General features: G+C 68.0%; 25 protein-coding genes and 1 riboswitch. Of the genes, 13 read left to right on the top strand and 12 right to left on the bottom strand.

Going from position 1 to position 26,863, the window contains the following annotated elements:
- Positions 1-133: 133 nt before the first annotated feature.
- From ACGFIF_RS01380 to ACGFIF_RS01370, 3 genes are all read right to left on the bottom strand, one after another.
- A complete protein-coding gene (locus ACGFIF_RS01380; protein WP_393150160.1) occupies positions 134-1,858 on the bottom strand; it encodes a caspase domain-containing protein in 1,725 nt (574 codons plus the stop codon).
- Between the two features lie 208 nt (positions 1,859-2,066).
- Positions 2,067-2,651, bottom strand: coding sequence for a hypothetical protein (locus ACGFIF_RS01375; RefSeq protein ID WP_393150158.1), 585 nt, complete (start codon positions 2,649-2,651; stop codon positions 2,067-2,069).
- Positions 2,652-2,722: 71 nt separating this feature from the next.
- Positions 2,723-3,601, bottom strand: a complete 879-nt coding sequence (locus ACGFIF_RS01370; RefSeq protein ID WP_393150156.1) for an SDR family NAD(P)-dependent oxidoreductase — start codon at positions 3,599-3,601, stop codon at positions 2,723-2,725.
- 161 nt (positions 3,602-3,762) lie between these two features.
- On the opposite strand from ACGFIF_RS01370, the gene ACGFIF_RS01365 reads away from it, so the two are divergent.
- The 5 genes from ACGFIF_RS01365 to ACGFIF_RS01345 all read left to right on the top strand — a co-directional run bounded on the left by ACGFIF_RS01365 (position 3,763) and on the right by ACGFIF_RS01345 (position 6,678).
- Positions 3,763-4,197, top strand: a complete 435-nt coding sequence (locus ACGFIF_RS01365; RefSeq protein ID WP_393150154.1) for an SgcJ/EcaC family oxidoreductase — start codon at positions 3,763-3,765, stop codon at positions 4,195-4,197.
- 65 nt (positions 4,198-4,262) lie between these two features.
- Positions 4,263-4,859: a hypothetical protein gene (locus ACGFIF_RS01360; protein WP_393150152.1), complete on the top strand. Its 597-nt coding sequence runs from the start codon at positions 4,263-4,265 to the stop codon at positions 4,857-4,859.
- Between the two features lie 83 nt (positions 4,860-4,942).
- Positions 4,943-5,866 (top strand): hypothetical protein, encoded by a 924-nt coding sequence (locus ACGFIF_RS01355; RefSeq protein WP_393150150.1) that lies wholly within the window; start codon positions 4,943-4,945, stop codon positions 5,864-5,866.
- 104 nt (positions 5,867-5,970) lie between these two features.
- Complete coding sequence (locus ACGFIF_RS01350; protein WP_393150148.1) at positions 5,971-6,336, top strand: hypothetical protein; 366 nt, start codon at positions 5,971-5,973, stop codon at positions 6,334-6,336.
- 54 nt (positions 6,337-6,390) lie between these two features.
- A complete protein-coding gene (locus ACGFIF_RS01345) occupies positions 6,391-6,678 on the top strand; it encodes a YiaA/YiaB family inner membrane protein (RefSeq protein ID WP_393150146.1) in 288 nt (95 codons plus the stop codon).
- A 37-nt stretch (positions 6,679-6,715) separates the two neighbouring features.
- On the opposite strand, the gene dnaG is transcribed toward ACGFIF_RS01345, so the two are convergent.
- A complete protein-coding gene (gene dnaG / locus ACGFIF_RS01340; RefSeq protein WP_393150144.1) occupies positions 6,716-8,626 on the bottom strand; it encodes a DNA primase in 1,911 nt (636 codons plus the stop codon).
- Between the two features lie 40 nt (positions 8,627-8,666).
- On the opposite strand from dnaG, the gene ACGFIF_RS01335 reads away from it, so the two are divergent.
- Positions 8,667-9,530 carry a TolB family protein gene (locus ACGFIF_RS01335; RefSeq protein ID WP_393150142.1) on the top strand — a complete coding sequence of 288 codons (864 nt, stop codon included), beginning with the start codon at positions 8,667-8,669 and terminating at the stop codon, positions 9,528-9,530.
- Here ACGFIF_RS01335 and ACGFIF_RS01330 read toward each other — a convergent pair.
- The gene (locus tag ACGFIF_RS01330; protein ID WP_393150140.1) at positions 9,527-10,768 is read right to left on the bottom strand and encodes an NAD(P)/FAD-dependent oxidoreductase; all 1,242 of its coding nucleotides are present in this window, start codon (positions 10,766-10,768) and stop codon (positions 9,527-9,529) included. The two genes, ACGFIF_RS01335 and ACGFIF_RS01330, sit on opposite strands and share 4 nt — an antisense overlap.
- 95 nt (positions 10,769-10,863) lie before the next feature.
- On the opposite strand from ACGFIF_RS01330, the gene ACGFIF_RS01325 reads away from it, so the two are divergent.
- Positions 10,864-11,010, top strand: a complete 147-nt coding sequence (locus tag ACGFIF_RS01325) for a hypothetical protein (RefSeq protein ID WP_393150138.1) — start codon at positions 10,864-10,866, stop codon at positions 11,008-11,010.
- Here the strand turns inward: ACGFIF_RS01325 and ACGFIF_RS01320 are convergent.
- Positions 10,999-12,228 (bottom strand): deoxyguanosinetriphosphate triphosphohydrolase, encoded by a 1,230-nt coding sequence (locus ACGFIF_RS01320; RefSeq protein ID WP_393150136.1) that lies wholly within the window; start codon positions 12,226-12,228, stop codon positions 10,999-11,001. The two genes, ACGFIF_RS01325 and ACGFIF_RS01320, sit on opposite strands and share 12 nt — an antisense overlap.
- 145 nt (positions 12,229-12,373) lie before the next feature.
- On the opposite strand from ACGFIF_RS01320, the gene ACGFIF_RS01315 reads away from it, so the two are divergent.
- Positions 12,374-13,102 (top strand): DUF899 family protein, encoded by a 729-nt coding sequence (locus tag ACGFIF_RS01315; RefSeq protein ID WP_393150134.1) that lies wholly within the window; start codon positions 12,374-12,376, stop codon positions 13,100-13,102.
- On the opposite strand, the gene ACGFIF_RS01310 is transcribed toward ACGFIF_RS01315, so the two are convergent.
- Positions 13,099-13,701 (bottom strand): RibD family protein, encoded by a 603-nt coding sequence (locus ACGFIF_RS01310; RefSeq protein ID WP_393150132.1) that lies wholly within the window; start codon positions 13,699-13,701, stop codon positions 13,099-13,101. The genes ACGFIF_RS01315 and ACGFIF_RS01310 overlap by 4 nt on opposite strands.
- Before the next feature lie 74 nt (positions 13,702-13,775).
- On the opposite strand from ACGFIF_RS01310, the gene ACGFIF_RS01305 reads away from it, so the two are divergent.
- Both ACGFIF_RS01305 and ACGFIF_RS01300 read left to right on the top strand, forming a co-directional pair.
- On the top strand, positions 13,776-14,354 hold the full coding sequence (locus ACGFIF_RS01305) for a helix-turn-helix domain-containing protein (protein WP_393150130.1): 579 nt from the start codon (positions 13,776-13,778) through the stop codon (positions 14,352-14,354).
- Positions 14,351-15,610, top strand: a complete 1,260-nt coding sequence (locus ACGFIF_RS01300) for an MFS transporter (protein ID WP_393150128.1) — start codon at positions 14,351-14,353, stop codon at positions 15,608-15,610. Before ACGFIF_RS01305 ends, ACGFIF_RS01300 begins: the two co-directional genes overlap by 4 nt.
- Here the strand turns inward: ACGFIF_RS01300 and ACGFIF_RS01295 are convergent.
- A complete protein-coding gene (locus ACGFIF_RS01295; RefSeq protein WP_393150126.1) occupies positions 15,556-16,176 on the bottom strand; it encodes a TetR/AcrR family transcriptional regulator in 621 nt (206 codons plus the stop codon). The two genes, ACGFIF_RS01300 and ACGFIF_RS01295, sit on opposite strands and share 55 nt — an antisense overlap.
- 84 nt (positions 16,177-16,260) lie before the next feature.
- On the opposite strand from ACGFIF_RS01295, the gene ACGFIF_RS01290 reads away from it, so the two are divergent.
- A complete protein-coding gene (locus ACGFIF_RS01290; protein WP_393150124.1) occupies positions 16,261-17,124 on the top strand; it encodes an alpha/beta hydrolase family protein in 864 nt (287 codons plus the stop codon).
- Here the strand turns inward: ACGFIF_RS01290 and ACGFIF_RS01285 are convergent.
- A complete protein-coding gene (locus tag ACGFIF_RS01285) occupies positions 17,089-18,615 on the bottom strand; it encodes a UDP-N-acetylglucosamine 1-carboxyvinyltransferase (RefSeq protein WP_393150122.1) in 1,527 nt (508 codons plus the stop codon). The genes ACGFIF_RS01290 and ACGFIF_RS01285 overlap by 36 nt on opposite strands.
- A gap of 139 nt (positions 18,616-18,754) precedes the next feature.
- Here ACGFIF_RS01285 and ACGFIF_RS01280 point away from each other — a divergent pair, with 139 nt between their 5' ends.
- Entirely contained in the window at positions 18,755-20,032 is a 1,278-nt protein-coding gene (locus ACGFIF_RS01280; RefSeq protein WP_393150120.1) for a hypothetical protein, read from the top strand.
- Positions 20,033-20,049: 17 nt separating this feature from the next.
- On the opposite strand, the gene ACGFIF_RS01275 is transcribed toward ACGFIF_RS01280, so the two are convergent.
- The 3 genes from ACGFIF_RS01275 to ppdK all read right to left on the bottom strand — a co-directional run bounded on the left by ACGFIF_RS01275 (position 20,050) and on the right by ppdK (position 23,960).
- Positions 20,050-20,328 carry a YciI family protein gene (locus tag ACGFIF_RS01275; protein ID WP_393150118.1) on the bottom strand — a complete coding sequence of 93 codons (279 nt, stop codon included), beginning with the start codon at positions 20,326-20,328 and terminating at the stop codon, positions 20,050-20,052.
- A 137-nt stretch (positions 20,329-20,465) separates the two neighbouring features.
- Positions 20,466-21,260 (bottom strand): class I SAM-dependent methyltransferase, encoded by a 795-nt coding sequence (locus ACGFIF_RS01270; protein ID WP_393150116.1) that lies wholly within the window; start codon positions 21,258-21,260, stop codon positions 20,466-20,468.
- 42 nt (positions 21,261-21,302) lie between these two features.
- Positions 21,303-23,960 (bottom strand): pyruvate, phosphate dikinase, encoded by a 2,658-nt coding sequence (gene ppdK, locus ACGFIF_RS01265; protein WP_393153605.1) that lies wholly within the window; start codon positions 23,958-23,960, stop codon positions 21,303-21,305.
- A 341-nt stretch (positions 23,961-24,301) separates the two neighbouring features.
- A riboswitch (cobalamin riboswitch) is annotated at positions 24,302-24,505 on the top strand.
- Positions 24,506-24,597: 92 nt separating this feature from the next.
- On the opposite strand from ppdK, the gene metE reads away from it, so the two are divergent.
- Positions 24,598-26,829 (top strand): 5-methyltetrahydropteroyltriglutamate--homocysteine S-methyltransferase, encoded by a 2,232-nt coding sequence (metE, locus tag ACGFIF_RS01260; protein ID WP_393150114.1) that lies wholly within the window; start codon positions 24,598-24,600, stop codon positions 26,827-26,829.
- Positions 26,830-26,863 lie beyond the last annotated feature (34 nt).

Below are 26,863 nucleotides of genomic sequence, written 5' to 3'. Positions count from 1 at the left end.
CCTGCCGCATCGGCTCAGGTCAGCCCGCGCGCTCAGGTTGATCGTGCCGGCTCAGCAGACGCGTAGCAGTGTAGATCGCCACATGTCGCGCGGGTGGCGAACCAGCGGTGTGACCGGCGACGGATTCTTTACTTCAGCCGCTGGACACCTGTACGTCGCAGCCGGCGAATTCAGCGAGATAGACCTTGGAGCTGCCGTGGGGGTCCAGTCGTAAGGGGCCGGCACCGGGCAACGCCGTACCGAAGTCCAGGTCGCGTCCGTCCGTGGCGTCGCGCAGCACGAACTCGCAACGACCGTAACTGTGGAAGTCGACGACCTGTACGACGACCTTGCTGCCGGCCGGCACCGTGAACGCCTCGCTGTCGCCGGTGATGGCCTTCTGCGCAAAGGGAATGGCGATCTGACCGGCGCCTGCGGAGTGGGTCGCCGTGCAGATGGGGTCGCTGGTGCTCACCCTGAACGTGCCGGTGTCCGCAATCTGGAAGGTCCTGCTCTCGAAGAGACGCTCGAACACCTTCTGTTCACCGCTGTCGACATTCACCACGGTGACTGTGCAGCCGTTGTCGACAGTGTTGGTACCGCGGACGTTGAGCCGCCACGGGGAGGACTCGGTGAACTCACCGGCCGCCGATCCACCGCCGCCGGGCGAACCATTGTCGTCAAGCAACTGCAGCGCGACCACGGTCCCGGCTGCGAGGATCACTCCGGCTCCGCCCAGGTAGATCAACCGCCGGCGCCAGGCCCGCCCGGACCGGTCCGGGCGGGCCGGCTCGGACTCGGACTCCGGCTTCGGCTCGGGCTCCGGCTTCGACTCGGGCTCCGGCTTCGGCTCGGGCTGCGGCTCGGACTGCGGTATCGGCTGTGAACGCGATCCTGAATCGGCGGCGCTCAGGGCTGCCGACGCCGCGGCGGCCACAGAACGGCTGTCGTCATCAGCCAGACGCTCCAGGACCACCCTGGCCGCCAACGCCAGCCCGGCATTCCTGCCTTGCAGCAGCCCGACGAGGTCTGGAACAGCGCCGACCCTGACCGCGGCCGACGGATGGTCGATCAGCTCGCGAAGCTCGGCAGGCAGCGGCGCCGGCACGGTGACCGGATGGCTGCGCCGGGCAAGATACAGCTCACCCTGCATCTCCACGTCGCGGCTGGGGGTCTGGTGAGGATTCTGTTCGCGGACCCGGTCGAAGACGTAGTCGTACAGCTCGTTGAGCGACACCCAGCCGTCCTGGTCGAGGTCCGCGTCCCCGGTGGCCAGACCTTCCACCAGGGCTGCGGTGAACACCGACGGACTGCTGTGGTCATCGGCGAGCCGATCACCTTCGAACGCGTACTCCGTCGCGCTGGAAGCCGTGATCACCGCTCGGCCGCGGCCGCCACCCAGCCTCCCGCTGGAGAAGCTGTCGAGCACGTTGGCGTCGCCGGCGGCGCGCACGGTCACGCCCCGGCCGAAAGCGCCGCCGTAGCAACAGTCCAGCAGTAACACGATGCTGCGCGATCTGCTCATCCGCAGGCAACGCTGCACGAAGTCGGCCGCGACAGCGGTGGAACCCAGCCGGTTCGGGAGAGTGTTGCTCGCCGCGAAGAACAACTCGCCGGACTCGCTCTTGAGGCCGTGGCACGAGAAGTGCAGAAGCAATACGTCTTCGGGTCGGCTGTCCGCGAACAGATCCTCGATCCGCCCCTGAATGACATGCGCCGACTCGTTGCGAACAATCTGAACGTCGAAACCACCGATCCCGGGGTCGCCGAGAACGCCGGCCAGAGCCTGCGCGTCCGCTGCCGGCGCGCGAAGCTGTCCAAGCCCCTCGTGCTCGTAGACGTCGTTAGCGACGATCAGCGCCTTGCGTCTCCCAGCCATCCAGCCGCCCTCCCCGGCGCGGACTGCCCTCACCCTCAGTGTCGGTCAAGATCCACTGGCCAACTAGCCTTCGTGACTGTCTCGCCGCGACCTTTCGCCGAGTCTCCAGGGGCTGAACAAGTGATGGGAGGAGGGGCGGCCCCCGCCCCTCCTCAGCTCGCCAGACGCCGTTCGTCCTGCCGGCCAGCGCAGTGAAGACGCGGAGAGGTCAGGTTGTGGACTTGGCCGGTGTCGGTGTCGATGCCGGAGGTACGACGGCTTCGTAGGGCAGGAGGTGGTGGAGTAGCAGGCCGGACAGGGCGGAGAAGGTCAGTGCTCCGTAGGCGCCGAAGATTGTGAACTGGTTGTCGACGCTGATCCCACCGAGGGTGGTGACGGTCCAGCCCAGGGACCAGAGGACGGGAAGTGCGGCGGCCCATAGCCAGCGCAGTCGGGTCTGGCGTGGCAGGGCCAGTGCCTGTGCCAGGCCGAGGACGATGCCGGTGAGGAAGCCCATCAGAGCGAGCTCGCCCAACGACGTGCCGTAGTCGACGGCGACGGCGCCGACGAGAAGCCCAACGCCCATTCCGATGCCGGTGGCCGGTATCCATCTGCGCGGGTCGAGTCGTCTGCGGCTCACCAGCGTCTGGGCGGCGCCGAGGACGACCCCGGTTGCGGTACCGCCGAGCAACGCGGCAAGTGGGTCGTTGACGCGGCCAACGACTGCGGTGCCGGCAAGTCCGGCGATGGGAAAGGCGAGGAACCCGGCGGTCCAGATCAACCAGGTGCGCAGGAAGGAAGATTGCGGTGTCATGGTGCTCAACTCCTGAGGTCGGCACAGGCCGACCGACTGGTACTACGGTGCTCAGGAACCAGTGCGGGTGATTACGAGGCGGTCGCTGGTGTGGTGAGGCCGACCAGGTCGGCGCTGGCCTGCCAGAGTCGTACGGCGACGGACTCGTCGTAGCTTCCCTTGGACGATCTCTTGGCTGCGCACTTGGCGAAGTAGCGACCCGTCACGTGGTGCAGATCGGGGTCAGATGCCAGATGGATCGATGTGGCGGCGCCATGCCGGGGCGACTTCATGAAAGGTCGCAGCAACGGAACCAGCAGTTGCTGAGCGCGTCCGGGGTCCTCACCTCCGAAGGCGGTACTCACCAGACCGGGGTGCAAGACATTCGCCGTGACTGAGGTGCCGCACAGTCGCCGAGCCAGCTCGTAGCTGAACAGGACGTTGGCGAGCTTGGACTGGCCGTACGCCGCAGAACCCGAATAGGCGCGCTCTTTCTGTAAATCGTCGAAGTCGATCCGGCCCCGGACATGCGCGTTGGACGCCACCGTGACGACACGAGCCGCGTCGCTCTGCTGCAATCGGTCGAGGAGCAGCGCGGTGAGCAGGAACGGCGCGAGGTGGTTCAGGGCGAAAGTCCGCTCGAGCCCGTCGGCGGTGACGTGCCGGGTGCTCCAGTACCCGCCGACGTTGTTCACAAGTACGTCGAGCCGCGCATAGCTCCGCAGTACGTCGGCAGCGACCCGCCGTACCTCAGCTTGTGAGGACAGATCCGCGACGAAAGCATCCGCCTGCCCACCAGTTGAACGGATTTCGCGTACTGCGTCCTCGGTCCGACCGTGGTCCCGGCCGATGATCGCGACGTGCGCGCCCATCGATGCCAGGCCGAGCGCGGTGGCCCTGCCGATACCTCCGGTTCCACCGGTGATCAGCACTGTCCGCCCGGCCATCGGCCCGCCCTGGCTCCGCTCCACGGTGATGCTCCTGTCTCGAACACGCCGAGACGTCCGCATACGCCCTGGGATCCTCACCATCCTCGGGAGTACAGCCCCTGTCAATGCAAGCGTCCGGTGACCGAAGCCGCCTGACCACGGATCATTGACTTCAAGTTTACTTGAAGCACTTGACTGCTTTCATGAGCACAGCAGAACTGGCACGTCAGACCGACCTCGAAGCGATCAGTCAGGTGGTTGCCGCCGTCGAGCACTCCACCCGGAACGAGCTTCCCGATGAGTTTCTCGGGTTGTTTCGCGATGATGCGATCTGGACGACCGGCGGGGGCAAGAAGCTGTTCGGGCTCGAAGCGATCTCGGCATTCACCCGTCAGGTGCTGCCCGGCGGGATGAAGGGACAGGGGTTGTCGGTCGAGATGAAGGTGGAGCATGTGCTGTTCATCCGTCCCGACGTCGCCGCCGTGAAGGTCCGCCAGCAATACAGCAAGCTCGACGGCCGGCCACTCGACGACGAGAGCATCGTGTTCAACCAGGGCACTCCGCTGTTCGTCATGTCCAAGGAGGACGGGCAGTGGCGCCTGGTCGCCTGCCAGAACACCGAGGTCGTTTCCGACTAGGTCGGGCCGATCGATAACTTCTGACCTCCCGGGGGCATCTAACGAGTGTCCTTAAGGGGGGCACCGTGAAATGTATTCCCACCATCCACATCCGCAGTCCGATCCGCACCGCCATCGCGGTGCTCGCTGTAGCCGCCGTACCGGCGGGCGCGGTCGCTGTACCGGCGCTCGCCGGACCGGCCACGACCGTCACCGCCGCCGCCACCTGCCCGACCGGCTGGGGTTCGTTGCCTGAAGCAAGTACATTCCAAGGCGTCGGTCACCTGACCGACGTTCGCACCGGCCGGCACGGCTGTTTCGACCGGATCGTGTTCGACATCGACGGCAAGCCGTCCTGGTTCCGCGTGCAGTACGTGCCGGACATCTCCAGTGTGGGCGAGGGCAAGCCCATTCCGGTCCGCGGCGGCGCCAAGCTGGCGATCGTCCTGCTGACACCGTCGTACGACGAAACGAACCACTACACGTATGACCCGGCGAACTACGACGAACTGACGAACGTGAGCGGCTACCGGACCTTCCGGCAGGTCGTCAGCGCCGGCAGCTTCGAGGGAGAGACGACGATCGGACTCGGCGTCCGCGCCCGACTGCCGTTCCGGGTCTTCACTCTCGCCGGCTCAGGCTCCACGAGCCGCGTCGTCGTCGACGTCGCCCACAGCTGGTGACCGCCGTGCGCACGCATCCAGCCGGCAACAAGGCCAACGAGAGGTTCACCATGTCCCGACGGAAGCGAAGTGCAGGAGTGGCGATGGCCGCTGCTCTGATGTTGGCAGGAACCATTTCTGCAACCGCTGACGCGGCGACCTCCCGAGCCGGCGCGATCGCCGCGGCGTGTGGGCTGGGCGTGGGTTCCGTGACGCCCGGCGGTGATCACACGTCCACTTGGCTCACGGCAACGTCGCCCATCACGTCTCGGCCGGGCGCTGTGCGCAAGAACATCTATCCGGACGGCCAGGTCCGCCTCAGTGGAGCCATGGCGACCGACCCCGATGTCACTGGATACGACTCGGTGGTCGGTGGCTGGGTCGTGATGGGCTCGACGATGTACCAGAGCAGCTACCGCGTCGGACTGGACGGCGAGATCAACCCCGAGCACATCGGGCTCGTACCCGTCGGCAGTGGGTGGGGTGACATGACCGCGTTCGAGACGGTCAGGTACTACCCGTTCACTCCCAACGGCATGCCCGGGGTGACGAATCAGTACGCACTCCGCGCGGACGGCACGCTCTTCCGCTGGACGATGGCCAGCGCCGACAGCCGTCCTCTCTGGAGCAACAAGCAGTCCGCGCCGGGGTTCGCGGCGGTGAAGACCATGGCGATGATCAGTCAGACGGCCACCTACGACACCTTCCTGGCAACCACCCGAGGCGGAGCGCTCTACACGATCCGGATCCCGCGCACCTCGCCGATGAAGCCGATCGTGAAGCAGGTGCGCAGTTCCACCTGGCAGGGGTTCGAGTCGCTCATCATCGAGAAGTGCGGTGCGTACGGGACATTGCTACTCGGCATCGACAAGGACACCGGCTCCGGATACCTGTACGCCGTCGGCCACGCCAACGGCACCGCCACGGTGATCAAGGGCCTCGGCAAGGTGCCTGGGACCTTCACCGACCCGGTCTACTTCAGGCAAGCCCTGCGCCCGAACGACGCACCGATGCTCTTCGGCGAATGACGCAACTTCTGCCGCGGCAGACGCATCAAGTTCAGTAGAAGCACACCCCTTGTGCGCGCCGACAGGCGCGCACAAGCCAACTTCGGGGAACAGATGCTCAGTCCATGGAGAACGCGCAGGCAGAGCCGTGCCGCCGCACGTACGAGACGTTCTTGATGAACACTCGCGGCGGGGCGCTCTACACGGTCCGCATCCCGACTACTTCGCCGATGAAGCCGATCGTCAAGGTCGTGCGCAGTAGCACCTGGCAAGGCTTCGAGTCGTTGACTGCACAGAAGTGCGGCCAGTACGGCGTACTGCTGCTCGGCATCGGCAAGGACACCGGCGCCGGCTACCTGTACGCCTTTGGTCACGCCAACGGCACCGGCGCGGTGATCAAGGGCCTAGGCCGAGTCCCCAGCACTTTCGACGACCCGGTCTATTTCCGCTGGGGCGTCATATCGGTCCTGGACCCGATCTTCGGCGAGTAGATCTGAGTAGTTCACCGCATGTGGTGCAGCCGGTCGCGAAACGACGATGAGCGCATGACGAAGCCTATTCAGCCATCGAACACTGCTGCGTATTACGTCCAGGCCGTTCTGTCGTTCGCTATCTCGTTGACTGCGATGGGACTCGCTCTGATCTACCTGCCCGCGGCCGGATGGGTGCGAGCGTTCCTGGCCCTCGGTCTGCTGTTCGTCGTCACGTCGACGATCACGCTCTCCAAGGTCATCCGCGACCGGCAAGAGATGTCCGAGGTCACCAACCGCGTGGATCAGGCCAGACTCGACAAACTCCTCGCCGAACACGACCCCTTCAAAGTCGACGGGTGAAGGTCAGCGGCGGGGCAGCTCGGGCATGGGGCACACGCTAGAGGGCGCCGGAGATCGCCTTCTTGCGGAGTTCGGCGCGGTAGGCCTCGAGGGCGATGAGTTCGCCGAACATGCGGTTGTAGTCGTCCGCCCGGTCGATCGGGTTGGTGCGCTGCAGCTTCGACTTCAGGTCCTGGATCCGGCGCGCGCAGGTCAGCTCCTGCAACCGGGCCAGCAGGGCCAGCGCGTACGCCTCGTCCGGTTCGCGGCCGAGCCGGAGCGGGTCGACGGCCAGCGCGCCCACCACCGCGGCGGCGGGATCGTTGCCGATGGCATCGCGTACGGCGACCACCCATGCCTCACCGGGAGCCGCGGCCGCTGGGCCGCCCGCCTTCGCCATCGCGGACCGGATCGCGGCCAGCCACGGATGGGTGAAGTCGTGGTCGTCCAGCTCGTCGAAGGCGACACCGACCAACGCCGGATGCTGCATCGCGATCTTCAGCACGTCCCACTCGATCACGAACCGCTGGTCCCGCGGCGACGGCACGTCGACCCGGGGCGGCGGCGGAGGAGCGGCCTCCCCCTGGACGACGACCGGCCGGTCACGCTCACGCTCCGGTGTGGGGGCGGCGGGACGGGACGCCGCGCGATACACCTCGGTACGCACCTGGTCGACCTCCATCCCGAGATGCCCGGCGAGCTCACGGGTGAACGCGTCCACCTTCGACCGGTCGCGGATGCTGACCACCAGGCGAGCGGCGTCGCGCAGCGCGTCGATCCGCGTGTCGGCGCGATCCAGGTCGTACTTCGACAGCACGTTCGCGAGCACGAACCGGTACAGCGGCACCCGCCGGCCGATCAGCTCGCGGACCGCGGCGTCACCCTTCTGCAGCCGCAGATCGCACGGATCGAGTCCGTCCGGCTCGACCGCGACGTACGTCTGGGAGGCGAACGCCTGGTCCCCCGCGAACGCCTTCAGCGCCGCCCGCTGGCCGGCCTCGTCACCGTCGAAGGTGAAGATCACCTCGCCGCGGAACTGGTCGTGGTCCAGCAGCAACTGCCGCAGCACCCGCGCGTGGTCGTCGCCGAACGACGTCCCGCAGGTGGCGACGGCCGTCTGGACGCCGGACAGATGGCACGCCATCACGTCGGTGTAGCCCTCGACGACCACGGCCTGGCGGCCCTTCGCGATCTCGCGGCGGGCGAGGTCGACGCCGTACAGGACCTTGGACTTCTTGTAGATCGGGGTCTCGGGGGTGTTCAGGTACTTCGCTTCGATCCTGTCGTCGTCGAAGAGCCGCCGGGCGCCGAACCCGATCACGTCCGACGATGCGTCCCGGATCGGCCACATCAGCCGGCCGCGGAACCGGTCGTACAGCCCGCGCTGCCCGTCGGCGGAAAGCCCGGACGCGACCAGCTCGGCGTTGGTGAAGCCGCGACCCCGCAGATGCGCGGTCAGCGCCTCGCCGCCACGCGGCGAGAACCCGACGCCGAAGTGCACGGCCGCGTCCTTGTCGAACCCGCGTTTGTCCAGGAACTGCCGCCCGAGCGTCGCGTCGGGCGCGCCGAACAGCTGCTCGACGAAGAACTCGGCGGCGACCTTGTGCGCCTCGACCAACCGGGGCCGCTGGTTCGCCGGGCCGCGCTGGATCGGCGCGCCGGAGTCGTCGTACCGGAGCTGGATGCCGACCTTCGCGGCCAGCGTCTCGACCGCCTCGTGGAAGGTGATCTGGTCGATCTTCTGGATGAAGTCGATGACGTCGCCGCCCTCTTGGCAGCCGAAGCAGTAGAAGAATCCGCGCGACGGGGTGACATTGAACGACGGCGACTTCTCGTCGTGGAACGGGCACAGACCCTTCAGCGATCCGCCGCCGGCGTTCTTCAAGGTCACGTACGAGCCGACGATGTCGTCGATCCGGGCTCGCTCGCGCACCAGCGCGACGTCCTCGTCCTTGATCCGGCCTGCCACGCCGTGAGTCTAACTGGATCGATCACATAGGTTGGCGGGCATGCCACGAACTCTTCGCCCAGGTCAGCGAGCCGAGCTGTACGTCGTCGACGTGAGCACTGGCGACCACCGGCTGATCCACAGCTCGACCACCGTGCTCTTCGAGGCGCCGAACTGGACCGCCGACGGGCGGCTCGTCGTCAACGGCGACGGCCGCCTGTTCACGGCCGCACCGGACGGGCTGACCGAGATCGACCTCGGCGGGATCCCGCCGATCAACAACGACCACGTCCTGAGCCCGGACGGTACGACGATCTTCGTGTCGGCCGATGACGGACATTTGTACGCCGTACCGCTCGACGGCGGCGCTCCACGGCGGGTGAGTAACGACCGCGGACCAGGCTTCCACCACTACCTGCATGGGGTGTCGCCGGACGGGCGGACGCTCGCCTACATCGGTCTGGAGCAGGTGGGTGACCGCCGGGTGACCAACGTGTGGACGATCCCGGCGGCCGGCGGCGCCGACGTCCAGGTGACGAACGACGAGCACGCGGACGACGGCTCGGAGTACAGCCCGGACGGGAAGTGGATCTACTTCAACTCCGAGCGGGCGTCCACGACGCCGGGTCACGCGCAGCTGTTCCGGATCGCGGTCAGCACCGGCGAGGTCGAGCAGCTGACGTTCGACGAGCGGGTCAACTGGTTCCCGCACCCCGCGCCGGACGGCTCCGCGATCGCCTACGTCAGCTTCCCGCCCGGCGCCCAGGGGCATCCCGCGGATGTGGACGACGTACGCCTGCGCCTGCTGAGCCCCGACGGTGAGATCCGTGAGGTCGCGACGCTGTTCGGCGGCCAGGGCACGATGAACGTGCCGAGCTGGTCGCCGGACAGCCAGAGTTTCGCGTACGTCGCCTACCCGCTCTAGACGTCGGCCAGGTCGATCGAGGAGTCGGCGAGCCGTTCGGGGTCGAGCTGCTTCCGGGACCGGATCAGCTCCTGGATGGCGTCGGTCGCGCCCCACGTGTTGACGTGCATCCCGGCCAGCATGCGCCGGTCGTCGTCGAGCCAGAAAGCGAGATACGCACCCGAGGCCGGGTCACCGCGCAGCACCACCTGGTACGACGCCCCGCGCGGAACGTCACCGGCGTACTCCATGCCGAGGTCGTACTGATCGGTGAAGAAGAACGGGAGCGCGTCGTGCGCGACGTCCTGACCGAGGATCGCCTTCGCCGCCGACTTCCCGGTGTCCTTCGCGTTCTGCCAGTGCTCGACCCGGACCGGCCGGCCGAACAGCGGGTGCTCCCACCGGACCACGTCGCCGGCCGCGTACACATCCTCGGCGGAGGTCTGCAGGTCCGGACCGGTCACGATGCCGGACCCGTTCTCCGGTGTGGCGACCTCGATACCGGCGTCCGCGGCCAGCTCGGTGTTCGGCTGCACGCCCACGCCGACGATGACCAGGTCCGCCGGGATCACCTCGCCGTCGGAGGTCCGCACGCCGGTCACCTTGTCGGTGCCTTCGAAGCCCTCGACCCCGGTGCCGAACTTGAGGTTCACACCGTGCTGCCGGTGCAGCTCGGCGAACAGCTCCCCGACCTGCTCACCGAGTACGGCAGCCAGCGCGGTGGACTGTGGCTCGACCACGGTCACCTCGCAGCCGCGTTCCCGCGCGGCCGACGCAGCCTCGAGGCCGATCCAGCCCGCGCCGACCACGACCACTCGCGGCTTGGCGGCGTACGCGTCGGACAATGCCTGCGACTCCTCGGCCGTCCGCAGGTAGCGGATCCCGGGCAGGTCGGCACCAGGTACGTCGAGACTCCGCACGCGGCTGCCGGTGGCGATCAGGAGCTTGCTGTAGGACACCGGTGAACCGTCGTCCAACGTGACGGTGTGGGCCGCGGTGTCGAGGCCGGTGACGGTCGTGCCGAGTCGCAGGTCGATGCTGTTGTCGTCGTACCACTGCTGGTCGTGCAGTTGCGCGACGTCGGTCTGGTCCTTGCCGAGCAGGACGCCCTTGGACAACGGCGGTCGCTCGTACGGCAACTTGGTCTCGCTGCCGATCAGGACGATGCCGCCGGTCCAGCCGTCGTTCCGGAGCTCTTCGGCGGCGGTCGCACCCGCGAGACTCGCGCCGACGATGACAATCTGCTCTGCGTCAGTCATACCGACGACTCTAGTCGTCGAACCCCTGTCGCGTTCCTCGCGAGTCGGCTACCTTGTCGCAGGACATCATACGTCCTATATCCTCACCCACAACGGTGCGGCGCCGCTTCCAGGGCACCGTCGACGAGGTCCGCATGTACCGCAGCGCCCTGCCGACGGCCGACCTCAACCAGATCCGCCTGACCAACAAGCCCATCCGCTCCCAGCTCGGCCTGGACCTCCCGTTCAGCTCAATCAACTAACAGCTGGGTGTGCCAGGCCTGGGCGGAAGGGTCGGTAAGAGAGGCGACCTGGTCGACGATGACGCGCAGGCGGGCGTTGTCGTCGGGTGCATCGGCGAAGTCGGCCTTGAAGGCGGCGTCGAGGTGCAACGGCGCGGACTTCCAGAGCGCCTCGACCAGTTCGGTGAGGAGCTCGCGTTGGGAGGCGCGGCGGGCTTGGCGTTCCGGGGAGTTGAGGACGTGGAACATGCCGACGCCCTTGAGCAGACCGATCTCCACCCGGATGCCGTCGGGGACGATCAGGTCCGCCTCGTAGCGGATGAGTCGTGACCGGCCGAAGACAGCGTGCGTCGCCTGCTCGGCCGCGGTGCAGAAGCGGCCGATCAGCTGACTGGTCAGGTCCTTCAGCCCGCCGAGCGCCCGCCGGCTGTCGTCGAACGACGCACCCGGCCAGTACGGCAAGCCGGTCAACCGCCGCCACCCCTCGTCCAGCTCCGCATCCGTTGCCTCCGGCAAATACAGCCGCCGGACGATCTCCCAGTACGGCGCCCGGTCCGCGGCCACCGCGGCCAGGTCGATGTGATGGGCAACGATCCCGTCCTCGACGTCGTGCACCGAATACGCGACGTCGTCGGCGAAGTCCATCACCTGCGCCTCCAGGCACCGCCGTTCACCGACGCCCTGACGCAACCACTCGAACACGGCGAGATCGTCGTCGTACACACCGAACTTCCGCTCACCCGACCGCCGGGGCCACGGGTACTTCGTCGCGGCGTCGAGCGTCGCCCGGCTGAGGTTGAGACCGACACTGCGGCCGGCCGGATCGAACGCCTTCGACTCCAGCCGGGTGAGCAGGCGCAGCGTCTGTGCGTTGCCCTCGAAACCGCCGATGTCCGCCGCGACCTGGTCGAGCGCCCGCTCGCCGTTGTGCCCGAACGGCGGATGACCGAGGTCATGCGACAGGCAGGCCGCGTCGACGATGTCCGGATCGCAACCGAGCGTCGAGGCCAACTCCCGGCCGATCTGCGCGACCTCGAGGCTGTGCGTCAGCCGATTGCGGACGAAGTCGTCACTACCGGCCGTGACGACCTGCGTCTTGGCCGCCAGCCGTCGCAATGCGGCACTGTGCAGCACGCGCGCGCGATCGCGAGCGAAGGCGGTCCGCCCCGGCCGCTTGACCGGCTCGGCCACCCATCGCTCGGCGTCGTGCTCGTCGTACCACTCATGCTGCTTCCTCATCACAGCTCAGCGTAGCCGCCGCCACCGACAGTTTCGTGAACAGAACAAGGGGAACCCGGAAAGAGCACAGGGCCCAGGTCGAGACCGACGAACCGGCTCCGACGTCCCGATCATGACCGAGAAGAAGCAACGACAGGAACCAGTCATGAAAACGGCAACGAACCTGCCCCCGGTCGTCGACCGGGATGCCTTCGAGGCCGAGATCGAGGAACTCCGGATCCGGGAGAAGGCACACAGCCACGAGGGCGACGCGATCGCCGCGGCACGGCGCCGGCTACCGATGGTCGAGGTCGACCCGAACACCCAGTTGATCGGGCCCGACGGACCACTCACCCTGCTGGACGCCTTCGAAGGCCGCAAGCAACTGATCGCCTACTACTTCATGTGGCATCCGGGCCATCCCGCGGCCGAGCAGTGTCAGGGCTGCACCTGGTGCAACACCCATGTCTCGGAGCTGTCCTACCTGCATTCCCGCGACATCACGTACGCCGTGTTCTGCCAGGGCCCGTACGACGAAAGCCGCCGCTACCACGACTTCATGGGCTGGACCATGCCGTGGTACTCGGCTCTGGACTCCCTCGACACCCTCCTCGTCGGCCGCGTCATCGGCCGGATGCATCTCGTCTGTTACGTCCGCGACGGCGACCGCGTGTTCGAGACCTGGTGGACGACCCTCCGCGGCGTCGAGGTGATGGACAACAGCTACTCGCTGATGGACCTCACCGTGTACGGGCGTCAGGAGGAGCACGAGGACTCACCCGACGGCTGGCCACAAGACTGGGAGGTCGGCGGACTGATCACCAACGGACGCCCCATCTCCCAGTGGTCCCGCGTCGAAGCCGGCCGCCCCGACGACCTCACCAGCAACCGCTAAGACAGGCAGTACCGCAGCCAGACGACGCCACCCTCGAAGACCTCGGTGCCGGCGGGCTGGAGGTCCAGGCTGTGCCCCTCCGACCAGCGTTGGCCAGAGCCGACGACGACCGGATGGACCAGCAGAGCCAGTTCGTCGACCAGACCGAGGTCGAAGAGGGCGCCCAGCAACCCGCCCCCAGAGTCGACGCGGACCGTCCGGGCGCCACGTGATCCGAGGACGTTCAGGATCTCGACGAGATCCACCCGGTCGTAACCGGTGACGAGCTCGCGCGTGGTGCTGTCGGGCGGTCGCGCCGGCGTCTGGTCGGCGTACAGGGCAACGACGTCGGACCAGTAGCCGAGCTGTCGGAGGCCCTCCCACTCGCGGACCCGCGCACGGCTGTCCACGACCGCAAGCAGTGGCCCCTCCGGCCGCGGACCCGGATGCGGTGCCGACCGTACGGCGACCTCCTGCGCCAGGATCGTGTCGGCGCCGACCAGCGTCACGTCTTCCTGCCACAGCGTCGCCAGCGCATAGAAGCGCGCGACATCGATGTCGAACCCCGACGTCCTGCCGTCGAGCGACACCGCCACCTGAGCCACCACATGAGGCCGCATGCCGGACAAGCTATGCGCCGCCACCGACAGTCCACATCTTGCAGAGATTTCTTTGCAGAGACTACTCTGCAACTATGCGACGGATTGATGCCCGCAGCCTGCGCGGACTCGCGCACCCGCTCCGGATGAACATCCTGGAGGCGCTCGAGCTGGACGGCCCGGCCACCTCGACCACCTTGTCGGCCAGGCTGGGCGAGAACACCGGCACGATCAGCTGGCACCTGCGGTTGCTGGCCGAGCACGGGTACATCGAGGAGGACGTCGAGCGCGGCACCAAGCGGGAGCGCTGGTGGCGGATCCCGGGCCGGACAGTTCTCGACCCGGCCGAGTTCCGCGACGACCCGGAGACCAGCGGCGCACTGGACGTCTACCTGCGGCATCTGGTCGAGCGGTACTTCGACCGCGTCCGCACGTACGTCGACGAGAACTGGCCGAGCGAATGGCAGACTGCGGCAGCCTTGTCCGACTGGCGCGATCTCCGCCTCACCCCGGGACAACTCCACGCCCTCAACGAGGAGATCGGTGCGGTCATCGACCGCTACACGACGGTCGAACCGGCCGGTCCCGACGCCGAACGCGTCATCGTCCAACTCCAGTCGTTCCCGCGACACTCGTCGACCGCCGGGGACGACTCGGCTTCGGAACAGCCATGAGTCTCCTGCGGCGGCATCGGGACTTCAGGCTGCTCTGGATCGGTGAGACGGTCAGCCGGTTCGGCAGTGCGACGTCGACGGTGGCACTCCCCCTCATCGCCATCTCGATGCTCGAGGCAACCACCTTCCAGGTCGGCCTGCTCACCGCGGCCGCCTGGGCGCCCTGGCTGCTGATCGGCCTGCCGGCCGGCGCGTGGATCGACCGACGCCACCGCCGGCCGGTCCTGCTGGCAACGTCGGCCGCATCCTTCCTGCTCACGGCCGCACTGCCGTTCGCAGCCTGGGCCGGCGTCCTCACGATCCACCTCCTGCTGACCGCCGCCCTCCTCGTCGGCGCCGCAGCGGTCCTCTTCCAAACCGCCTACACCGCCTACCTGCCCACGCTTCTCGACCGCACCGATCACGCCGAGGGCAACGCGAAGCTGCACGGCAGCGCCTCCGCCGCGCAACTCGCCGGCCTGGGCTGCGGCGGCCTCCTCGTCCAGTTCGCCGGACCAGCCAACGCACTCCTCGTCGACGCCGCCACCTTCCTGATCGCCCTCGCCTGCCTGGCGGCCATTCAGTACCGCGAACGCCGTACGACGGACGTCCGCCGAGCAGGCGACGGCATCAGGACCGGCATCGCGCTGGTCGCCAAGGATGTCTGGCTGCGCACCCTCACGATCTTCGGCGCAGTGTCGAACCTTGCCCTGATGGGCTATCAAGCGATCGTGGTCGTCTTCCTGGTCCGCGAGGCCGGCCTGTCCCCCGGCACGGTCGGCGCTCTGATCGCCGCGGCCACGAGCGGCGGCATCCTCGGCGCCTTCGCGGGCCGGCGCCTCGCCGCGCGCTTCGGCACCGCACGTGCGCTGCTCCTCTGCGAACTCGGTCTGCCGACCCTCGCACTGCTGATCCCGCTGAGCAGCCTGAGCCCGTGGCTCTACCTGGTCGGCGGCTTCGGCGTCAGCCTGGGCGTGGTCGGCGGCAACGTGGTCAAGGCGACGTTCCATCAGTCCTACTGCCCGCCCGAACTCCTCGGCCGGCTCACGGCAACAACCTCGTTCGTGAACTACGGGACGATCCCGCTCGGCGCACTGCTCGGCGGCACGCTCGGCGAACTACTAGGCCTCGGCCCAGCCCTGTGGATCACTACAGCCGGCGTACCGCTGGCCGGCCTCGTCCTCTTCTTCTCACCGATCCGGCGACAGCGCGACCTGCCGACTCACCAGGGCAGTGGCGCACCGGTCGCCGACTCCAGCCGGGTCCGAATGGACTGACGCGCCTGGTCGTAGCCGGCCTGGTTGTCATGCAGGATCGAGGCAAGGTTGGCAGCCTCGTAGTACGCGTTCAGGTCGAAGGCCAGTTGCGCCGGATCCGCCTCCAGCTCCCCGCGCTCGACCGCCTCGCGTACGACGTCCTCCATCAGATCCATCCACTCCCGGTGCACACCGGCCAGTGCCTCATGGACGGCTCCCCCGCGAGCGGCGTACTCATGGGAGACCTTCTGGAAGAAGCATCCGCCGGGAAACACCCGGCGACGCGAGTAGTCGATCCAGCACTCGCTCAGCTTCCACACGCGCTCGAGCCCCGGCTCGACCGCGAACGCCGGCGTCACCACTTGGTCCGCGTAGATCCGTCGCGCGGCCCGGATGGTGGCGAGCTGCAGCTCCTCCTTCGAACCGAAGTGCGCGAACAGCCCGCTCTTGCTGATCCCGAGCTCGGTGGCCAGCCGCCCGATCGACAGCCCTTCGAGCCCGTCGACCGACGCGATGTCGACCGCCCGGCGCAGCACCGCGCGGCGGGTCTGATCACCGCGTACCAACCGTCCGTCGACCTTCTCCACCCCGCGATCCTATTCCGCTTGACCTCGCCCTCGTTCCGAACTAATAATACGATCGTTCGTATTGTTTGCCAGCCGAGGAGCGAGATGACAGACATGACAGCGGCGGTCGGGGTGGGGCTGCGGGCGATCGGCGCGGTCTCACCGCGGCTGGCCGGGCGGGTCGCGTTCGAGTTGTGGCGGCGGCCGATGGCCCGCGGTCAGGTCCGCTCGTCGGAGCGGGCAGCGCACGAGTCCGCCCGGGCCGAGGTCGTCGACGGGATCACGACGTACGCCTGGGGCGACGGCCGGCGCCCGGTCCTGCTCGTCCACGGCTGGCGCTCGCGCGCGTCGCGGTACGCCGGTTTCATCACCCGGCTGCTCGAGCTGGGCTACAGCCCGATCTCGTACGACGGCCCCGGCCACGGCGACACGACCCAGCCGATGGGCACGATCCTCGACCACCAGCGCATCATCACCAGACTGGCCGAGCGGTACGGCGACTTCGAGGCGCTGATCGCCCACTCGCTCGGCGTGCCGTTCGCCTTGTACGCCGTCCGCCAGGGAGTCGCGGCCGGACGCATCGTCTCGATCAGCGGGTTCGCCGACTTCGGTTACCTGGTCGACAAGTTCGGCGCCGAGCTGGGCCTGGGGACCAAGGTGAAGAACAACCTGCGCCGCGAGATCGAACGACAGTTGTTCGGCGGCGATCCGGAGATCTGGACCAAGTTCTCGGTCGGTCCGGGTGATGCCGACCTGCTGGTGATCCACAACGACGTGGACGATGTGGTGGATCCGGCGCAGGTCGCCGTACTGCTGGCGTCGTACGGGCCGCGGGCCCGCTTCTCGCCCAAGACCGGACTCGGCCACGGCCGGATCCTGTCGGACCCGGCCGTGATCGAGGAAGCGATCGCCTTCCTGGCAGTCCAGAAAGGCCTAGATGTCGCGGAAGGTCTCGATCTGAGCGCCTAGCGAGTTCAGCCGGGTGGCCAGGTCCTCGTAGCCGCGGTTGATCACGTAGACGCTGCGCAGCACCGACGTACCCTTCGCGGCCATCATCGCGATCAGCGTGACGACGGCCGGCCGCAGCGCCGGCGGGCACATGATCTCGGCACCGGACCAGTGCGTCGGGCCCTCCACCATCACCCGGTGCGGGTCGAGGAGCTTGACCCGGCCGCCCAGCTTGTTCAGGTCGGTCAGGTAGATGGCGCGGTTCTCGTAGACCCAGTCGTGGATCAGCGTCTGCCCGGTCGCCGAGGCCGCGATCACCGCGAAGAACGGCAGGTTGTCGATGTTCAGGCCCGGGAACGGCATCGGGTGGATCTTGTCGATCGGCGCGTGCAGCCGGGACGGCCGGGTCACCAGGTCGACCAGCCGGGTCCGGCCGTTCTCGGCCAGGTACTCCTCGGAGCGGCTGTAGTCCAGCCCCATCTCCTCCAGCAGCGCCAGCTCGATCTCGAGGAACTCCACCGGCGCACGCCGGATGGTGATCTCCGAGCCGGTCACGATCGCGGCGGTGAGCAGGCTCATCGCCTCGATCGGGTCCTCCGACGGCGCGTAGTCGACGTCCACGTCGATCTCCGGTAAGCCGTGCACGGTCAGCGTGGTCGAGCCGATGCCGTCGATCTTCACGCCGAGCAGATCGAGGTAGAAGCACAGGTCCTGGACCATGTAGTTCGAGCTGGCGTTGCGGATCACCGTCACGCCGTCGTACCGGGCCGCGGCCATGATCGCGTTCTCGGTCACCGTGTCGCCGCGCTCGGTCAGCACGATCGGCTTGCCCGGCATCACCGCCCGGTTCACCATCGCGTGGTACTCACCACCGGTCGCCTTCACGTCCAGCCCGAACGGCCGCAGCGCCGCCATATGCGGCTCGACCGTCCGGGTGCCGAGGTCGCAGCCACCGGCGTACGGGAGCTGGAAGGTGTCCTCGCGGTGCAGCAGCGGGCCGAGGAACATGATGATCGAGCGGGTACGGCGGGCGGCCTCGGCATCCATCGCGCCCAGGTCGAGGTGGGCCGGGGGGACGATCTCCAGGTCGCCGGCGTCGTTCAGCCAGGTGGTCCGGACGCCGATCGAGTTCAGCACCTCGAGCAGCCGGTTGACCTCTTCGATCCGGGCGACCTTCCGCAGCGTGGTGCGGCCCTTGTTCAGCAGGCTGGCGCACAGCAACGCGACGCCGGCGTTCTTGCTGGACTTCACGTCGATCGATCCGGACAACTGCCGTCCACCGGCTACGCGAAGGTGGACCGGGCCGCCACCGAGAGAGACAATTTCAGAGTCGAGTGCCTCGCCGATCCGGGCGAGCATCTCGAGGGTGAGGTTCTGATGACCCTTCTCGATCCTGTTCACCGCACTCTGGCTGGTGTTCAGTACGTCGGCGAGTTGCGCCTGCGTCCACCCGCGGTGCTTGCGGGCGTCCCGGATGAGATTGCCGATCCGGCTCAGGTAGTCATCAGTCATGCGCGGGACCTTATCTCACATGTGAGATACCCCAGCACCGACCCGCCGTTGTCAGCGTAGCCAATGTCACTTCACCCCGATCACCCACCCCCGGACCGCTGGCAGGACAGCAAGTCTCGGCCCCCTACAGACTGTTGAGATGTCCGCCGCCTACAGTTACCCCCAACTCCCGCCGCCACCCGGAGAGGACCAGCAGATGCCCGACGACACCTCCGCCGCGGTGGTGAACGAGTTCGAGGCGGAGTCGTGGCCGCTCGAGGCGGCGGCGGACAGCCTGCACTCGGTGATCGACGGCTTCCAGAACGGCGACACCCGGCCGCTGGTCATCGGCGACGGCGACCAGCCGGTGCTGGTGGTGCTGGCGATCGCGGACCTGGCCGACTTCCGGGCCCGGATCGCGGAACTGCTGGCGAACCCGGTCGACGCCGGCTGGCTGCGTTACTACCTGCGCTCCCACTTCGACATGAGCTCCGAGCGGCTGGTCGAGCTGCTCGGGGTGGACACCGACCACGGCCTGTCCTCGCTGGCCAGCCAGGTGAACGTCGAGCAGGCCGCCGTACTGATGCCGGATCATCTGCGCCGGACCGAGGCGGGCGGGAACCCGCTGATGCTGATCGGCGACGGGATGATGGCGACCGCGGCCCTGCTCGCGTTCCCCGCGTTCCAGGTGCTGCTGGCGATGGACGACGAGGGCAAGGTCGAGGACGACTCATGCGCGCACGACGACGAGGAGAAGCCGACCACCCCGCTCGAGGTCCTGGCCGACCGGCTCGGTCCGGTGGCGACCCAGCTCGTCGCCCAGATCAACGCCGGCCGCGAGCCCGGGCTGCCGCGGTACGAACTGCACTTCGAGGACGACCTGGTCGAGCACCTGCGTGACCTGGAGAACCGCGCGGAGAAGGCTCCGGGCGGCGGTGCGTACGACGAGCTCCATGACCTGCTGCACCAGTTCGACCAGATGCGCAGCGGGCTCGTCGAGGTCGAGGAGGACGACGAACCGGGCGAGGCACCGTACCTGGAAGCGGCCGACCTGAAGGCCGCGTTCCCGGATCTGCGGGACAACTTCCGCCGCGGTGCCGACGACCCGTACCTGATCGGTCTCGACGGCCGCCCGCTGGCCGGGCTGATCACCTTCGACCTCTACGAGGAGCTGCAGAAGGTGTCGGTCGAGCTGGACGGCAGCGACGAGGCGCCGGTGCTACCGCTCCCCCAGCCGCGCTGGGAGCAGGGGCCGCCGTTGCTGCCGTTCGAGGCCGCGGTCGAGGTGTGCGAAGCGGTGGTCGAGGACATCTCCAACGGCGAGGCGTCGATGGTGTTCGTCGCCGACGAGGACGGCGAGCCCGAACTGGTTCTCGCCCCCCTCGTCTGGCTCTGGGCCTACGTAGACCACCTCAACCTCGAGGCAGCAGACGTCTAACTCGACCCTCACGGCCCTTAGCTCAACGGAAAGAGCGGCTGCCACTCCGCGAGGGTAGCGATCTCGTAGACACCTGCCGGGGTGTACGGGTCCTTGGCGAGGATGTCGCGGAGCTCGGCCTCGTCGGCGACGTCGTACACGAGCAGGGCGCCGGTCTGGTCGGTGAACGGGCCGGCGGCGACGAGCTTGCCGGCTTCCTTGAGCGCGACCAGGTACTCGCGATGGGCCGGACGGACCTCCAGCCGACGGTCGGTCTCGGCGAGGTCGAAGCGCAGTTGCACGACATAAAGGGCCATGCCGAAAACCCTACACGGCCCCGATTACAAGGGAATTTGGTGCGGGAAGGGAGTCACGAGCCGCCACAGCGGCTGGTTCAGGTCAGACCCGAAAGTCGACGAGTGATCGCCCTTCCCGCCCGGTTATTTTCACTGGTCTATGAGCCCGGATGCAAGGGGTTGGTTAAGGAAATTGCTGCGGACAGTTGAGTCAGGTAACGCTTGGTGATCGAACCCCCGCCGGCGTCGATCAGAGTGCCGATGCAGTCGTACAGTCCGTCACGCCGCTCGGTTGTCAAGGCCCGATGTCCCGAGTACGACGACAGCACATCGAGGTACTCCGAGGTCGTATAGGTCAGCTCCCACTCGTACCGCCGGAACTCCACCGGCGCGAACCGGCCGGTCGCGTCGACCTCGGACGAGTCCTTCGGAATCGCATCCGCCGGCTGCAGTCCGGTCGTGTCGGCATCGTCCATGAACCGCTGGTAGCAACCCATCATGTCCGCGAAGAACTGCACGCTGCCGCCGAGGATGTGCTCGGTCGACACGACGGCGAGCAGGCCGCCTGGCCGCAGTACGTCGGCACATCGCGCCACCCGGGTCGCCGGGTCGAGCCAGTGGAACGCGGTGGCCGAGATGACCAGGTCGAACTTCGCGGCCGGCAAGTCCCAGCTATCGAAGTCCGCCACGATCACCTCGACCTCGGGGAGTTTGGCCTGCGCGACCCCGGCCAGGTCGGGACTCAGCTCGACTGCCGTGACCGACCAGCCACGCTCGACCATCGGCTTCGTTGCCTGACCGGTGCCGGGGCCGATCTCCAGCACCCGCGGCTGATCCGGATTCCCGAGTAGTTCGGCGATGTCGTCGTACAAGGCCGGTGGGTAGGTCGGTCTGACCCGGTCGTACAGCTCGGCGTCTTCCCCGAACGTCTGGCGCAGCAACTCCCGGCTCATGCTCGCAGGTTAGTGAGCACGAGCCGGGGGCGCTGCTGATTTTCAGGCCAGTGCGGAGCGGCCGGCCTCCAGCCGGGCGACCGGGATGCGGAACGGCGAGCAGGAGACGTAGTCCAGGCCCACCTCGTGGAAGAACTGGATGCTGTCCGGGTCGCCGCCGTGCTCACCGCAGATGCCGAGCTTGAGGTCGGGCTTGGTGGCCCGCCCGCGCTCGACCCCGGTGCGGACGAGTGCGCCGACACCCTCGCGGTCGATCGACTCGAACGGCGACACCGCGAAGATGCCCTTCTCCAGGTAGCGGGAGAAGAACGCGCCCTCGACGTCGTCGCGGCTGAAGCCCCAGGTGGTCTGGGTCAGGTCGTTGGTGCCGAAGGAGAAGAAGTCCGCCGCCTCGGCGATCTGGTCCGCGATCACCGCCGCGCGCGGCAACTCGATCATCGTGCCGATCGGGATCGACCATTCCACGCCCACCTCGGCGAGCACACCTTCCACCTCGTCCCGGGCCAGCATCAGCTCCTGGACCGCGCCGACCAGCGGGATCATGATCTCCGGCCGCGGATCCTTGCCCTGCTCACGCAGTTCGGCGGCCGCCGACGCGATCGCCCGGACCTGCATCGCGAACAGGCCGGGGATGACCAGGCCGAGCCGGACCCCGCGCAGGCCGAGCATCGGGTTCTCCTCGTGCAGCCGCTCGACCGCGGTCAGCAGCGCGGCGTCGTGCCCCGGGTCCTGACCCCGTTCGCGCGCCAGCGCCACCTTGACCGCCAGCTCCTCCATCGACGGCAGGAACTCGTGCAGCGGCGGGTCGATCAGCCGGATCGTCACCGGCTGCCCGTCCATCGCGGCCAGCAACTCGAGGAAGTCGCCGCGCTGCAGCGGCTCCAGCTCGGCCAGCGCGGCCGCACAGTCGGCCTCGTTGTCGGCCAGGATCAGCCGCTCGACCGACTCCCGCCGCTCACCCAGGAACATGTGCTCGGTCCGGCACAGCCCGATCCCCTCGGCCCCGAACCGCCGGGCCCGGGCCGCGTCGTCGGCCGTGTCCGCGTTGGTCCGGATGCCGAGGCGCCGTACCTCGTCCGCGTGGGTGATCAGCCGGTGGACCGCCGCCACCAGTTCGTCGCCGTCGTCGGCGGCCAGCGAGCCCTCGAAGTACTGGACGACCGGGGACGGGACGACCGGGACCTCACCGCGGAACACCTCGCCGGTGGTGCCGTCGATCGAGATCGTCTCGCCGGCCTCGATCACCGCGCCGTGCACCGTGATCGTGCCCTCGGCAACATTCACGTCGAGTTCCTCGGCACCGCAGACACAGGTCTTGCCCATGCCGCGAGCCACCACGGCCGCGTGCGAGGTCTTGCCGCCGCGGCTGGTCAGGATGCCCTGGGCCGCGATCATGCCGTGCAGGTCGTCCGGGTTCGTCTCACGCCGGACCAGGATCACCTTCTCGCCCTTCTCCGCGGCCTCCACCGCGGCGGCCGAGGTGAACACGACCGTGCCCGAGGCCGCCCCCGGGGACGCACCGATTCCCTTGGCGATCTTCTCCTTGTCCGCGTCCGCGTCGAACCGCGGGAACATCAGCTGCGCCAACTGGGCGCCCGTGACCCGGCGGAGCGCCTCGTCGGTGTCGATCACACCCTCGTCGATCAGGCTGGTCGCGATCCGGAACGCGGCCGCCGCGGTGCGCTTGCCGACCCGGGTCTGCAGCATCCACAGCTTGCCGCGCTCGACGGTGAACTCGATGTCGCACAGGTCGCGGTAGTGCCCCTCGAGCTTGGCCATGATCGCCATCAGGTCGTCGTACGACGTCTTGTCGAGCTGCTCCAGGTCCGCCAGCGGGACGGTGTTGCGGATGCCGGCCACGACGTCCTCACCCTGCGCGTTCTGCAGGTAGTCGCCGTACACACCGGGCTGGCCGGTGGACGGGTCGCGGGTGAACGCGACGCCGGTGCCGGAGTCCATGCCGAGGTTGCCGAACACCATCGCGCAGATGTTGACCGCGGTCCCGAGGTCGGTGCCGATCCGCTCCTGGCGGCGGTAGAGGATCGCCCGCTCGGAGTTCCAGGAGCCGAAGACCGCCGCGATCGCGAGGTCCATCTGGGACCGCGGGTCCTGCGGGAACTCCCGGTCGGTGTGCTCGTGCACGGCGTGCTTGAACGTCTCGACGAGTGCCTTCAGGTCGTCGGCGTCCAGGTCGAGATCACTGCGCGCCCCCTTCGCCTCCTTGGCCGCATCCAGCGCCTGCTCGAAGACCTCACCGTCCATCCCGAGCACGGTCTTGCCGAACATCTGGATGAGTCGCCGGTACGCGTCCCAGGCGAACCGCGGGTTCCCGGACTGATGGGCCAGACCGTTGACCGAGTCGTCGTTCAGGCCGACGTTGAGGACCGTCTCCATCATGCCCGGCATCGACGCCGCCGCACCGGATCGGACCGATACCAGCAGCGGGTCGTCGGCCTGGCCGAGCTTCTTGCCCATCTTCTGCTGCAGCACGTCGACATGGTGGTCGATCTCGTCGGCCAGCTCCGGCGGGACCGCTCCGGTCCGCAGGTAGACCTTGCAGGCCTCGGTGGTGATGGTGAAACCGGGCGGCACGGGAAGGCCGAGATTCGTCATCTCGGCCAGGTTCGCCCCCTTTCCGCCGAGTAGCTCCTTCATGTCCTTGTTGCCTTCGGCGAAGTCGTAGACGAGTTTCGACACGATCACTCCCTGGGTTGCAGGCGGTGTTTGCGGCGCGGTGAGATGGCCCGCTCGGCCCATCGACTCCGGTGGCGGGGGCGTGTTTTCAGAGTAAGCCCAAAAACCAGTCCAGTTGAACACTGGTCTCACGATGTCGACGTGACCCTGCCCACAGGTCGAAGGCCGGAAAACCCTTCCCTGGTTGACAACGCGAGACAATCACCACGTTTGACGTCGATTCGCAGTAACCGCGGTTCAGTCGCCTTTCAGTTGGGTATCGGAGTGCTTCCGGGTGTCCACTGGGTGGGCTTTTTCTCGGACAGCGGCGGCCGTGAGCGGAAGCGGATACGCTCGGCGGTACCGACGGTTCGCCTGGCACACGCGGTACGTGCCGGGCGAGGCAAGAGGGAACCCGGTGTGAATCCGGGACTGCCCCGCAGCGGTGAACGGGAACGACCGCCGTCAACAGCACTGGACACCTCGTCCGGGAAGCGACGGCCAGTAGGACCACCGGCCAGTGGCCGGCTCGCCCGTGAGTCCGAAGACCTGCCGCCGGTCCGCGCCCCATCCGGTGCGCGGAGGATCGGTGGTCTCGTGGGAGGACCCGTCCGGCGTCCTCGCGACCCCGCCGATCCATCGGCACGCTCGCGAGGAGAGAGACGTGAACACAACAGTGCTGGGCTACCCGCGCATCGGTGCGGCCCGCGAACTCAAGCACGCCGTCGAGAAGTACTGGTCCGGCAGCAGTGACGCCACCGAACTGGAGGCGACCGCCCGCCGACTCCGGGCCGGCACCTGGCGCGACCTGGCCGGCCTCGACGTCGTCCCCGGCAACACGTTCTCGTACTACGACCAGATGCTCGACCACGTCGAGCTGTTCGGCGCCGTCCCGGAACGCTTCCGCGCACTGGGCCTGTCCAGCCTCGACACGTACTTCGCGATGGCCCGCGGCCGCGACGGCGTCGTACCGCTCGAACTGACCAAGTGGTTCGACACGAACTACCACTACCTCGTCCCGGAGCTGGACAAGAGCACGGTCTTCCGGCTGAACCCGGCCAAGCTCGTCACCGAACTCGCCGAAGCACGCGACCTCGGTGTCGAACTGCGCCCGGTCCTGATCGGGCCGCTCACCTTCTTGTTGCTCTCCAAGTCGCAGGACTGCGAGCCGTTGAGCCTGCTGGACCAACTCGTCGAGGTGTACGCCGAGTTGCTCGGCCGACTCGACGTCGACTGGGTCCAGCTCGACGAGCCGGCTCTGGTCCAGGACCGCACCCCGGCCGAGCTCGACGCGCTCCGGCGTACCTACGACAAGCTCGCGGCACTCACCGACCGCCCACGCCTCCTGGTGGCCACGTACTTCGGCGACCCGGGTCCAGCGCTACCTGTGCTGGCCTCCACGGACGTGGACGGTCTAGCCGTGGACCTGGTCTCCGCACCCGGTCTCATCCCGCAGGTCGCCGCACTGCCGTCGCTGCGACGCAAGACCGTCGTCGCGGGCGTGGTCGACGGCAGGAATGTCTGGCGCACCCCACTGGGCGATGCACTCTCCACCTGCACCACTCTGCTCGGCTCTGTCGGCCGACTCGAGGTCTCCACCGCCTGCTCGCTCCTGCACGTGCCGTACGACATGGAGGTCGAGGACGAGCTGGATCCGCGAGTGCGCGAGCGCCTCGCGTTCGCCCGTCAGAAGGTCGACGAAGTCATCCTGCTCGGGCGTGCGTTGAGCTCTGCCGAGGGTGTCGACGTCGACCTCGCCAAGCCGGCAGGTGGCCCGGTGAAGGAGTCCGACCTGGTCCGCGACCAGGCCGTCCGGGACCGCGTCGCCGCAATCCGCCCCGACGACAGGCAACGCCCGCCGTACGACGAACGCCGCGAAGCGCAACGATCACTGGGACTGCCGCTGCTCACCACCACGACCATCGGGTCGTTCCCGCAGACCGCCGACCTCCGCCGTACCCGGGCCGACCTACGAGCCGGCCGGATCGACGAGGCCACCTACGACGAGCGGATCCGGGCCGAGATCGCCGATGTGATCCGGCTGCAGGAGGACCTCGGTCTGGACGTCCTGGTCCACGGTGAGCCCGAGCGCAACGACATGGTTCAGTACTTCGCCGAGCGGCTCGACGGCTTCGCCACCACCCGACTCGGCTGGGTCCAGTCGTACGGCAGCCGGTGTGTCCGCCCGCCGATCCTGTACGGCGAGGTGTCGCGGCCGACCGCGATGACCGTGCCGTGGACGTCGTACGCCCAGTCCCTCACCATCCGACCGGTGAAGGGCATGCTGACCGGGCCGGTGACGATGCTGGCGTGGTCGTTCGTCCGCGACGACCAGCCGTTGCCGGTGACCGCGGACCAGGTCGCGCTGGCGTTGCGCGACGAGGTCGCCGATCTCGTCGCGTCCGGGACCAGGATCATCCAGGTCGACGAACCGGCTCTGCGCGAGCTGCTCCCGGTGCGCGAGGCTGATCGGAAGGCGTACCTCGACTGGTCGGTCGGCGCGTTCCGCCTGGCCACCGGTGGCGCGCCCGCAGCGGTCCAGGTGCACACGCATCTGTGCTACTCGGAGTTCGGCGCGGTCATCACCGGGATCGACGGGCTGGACGCGGACGTCACCACGATCGAGGCGGCGCGGTCGCGGATGGAGGTGCTTGCGGATCTGGCCGCCGTCGGCTTCCGGCGCGAGGTCGGGCCCGGCGTCTACGACATCCACTCACCGCGGGTGCCGAGCCTCGAGGAACTCACCGTGCTGATCCACTCAGCACTCGCCACGACGTCGGCCGAACAACTGTGGATCAACCCGGACTGCGGCCTGAAGACCCGCGGCTACGCCGAGGTCGAGCCGGCCTTGCGCAACCTGACCACCGCCACCCAGCAGGTCCGCGCAACTCTCTAAACCCGCGGACCGGGGGCAGCCTGCGCTGTCCCCG

Origin of the sequence: Kribbella sp. NPDC049174, assembly GCF_043197365.1 — a bacterium.
Lineage (GTDB): Bacteria > Actinomycetota > Actinomycetes > Propionibacteriales > Kribbellaceae > Kribbella.
The sequence above is the reverse complement of the archived record's forward strand: the minus strand, read 5'-3'. Positions and strand labels throughout refer to the sequence as shown.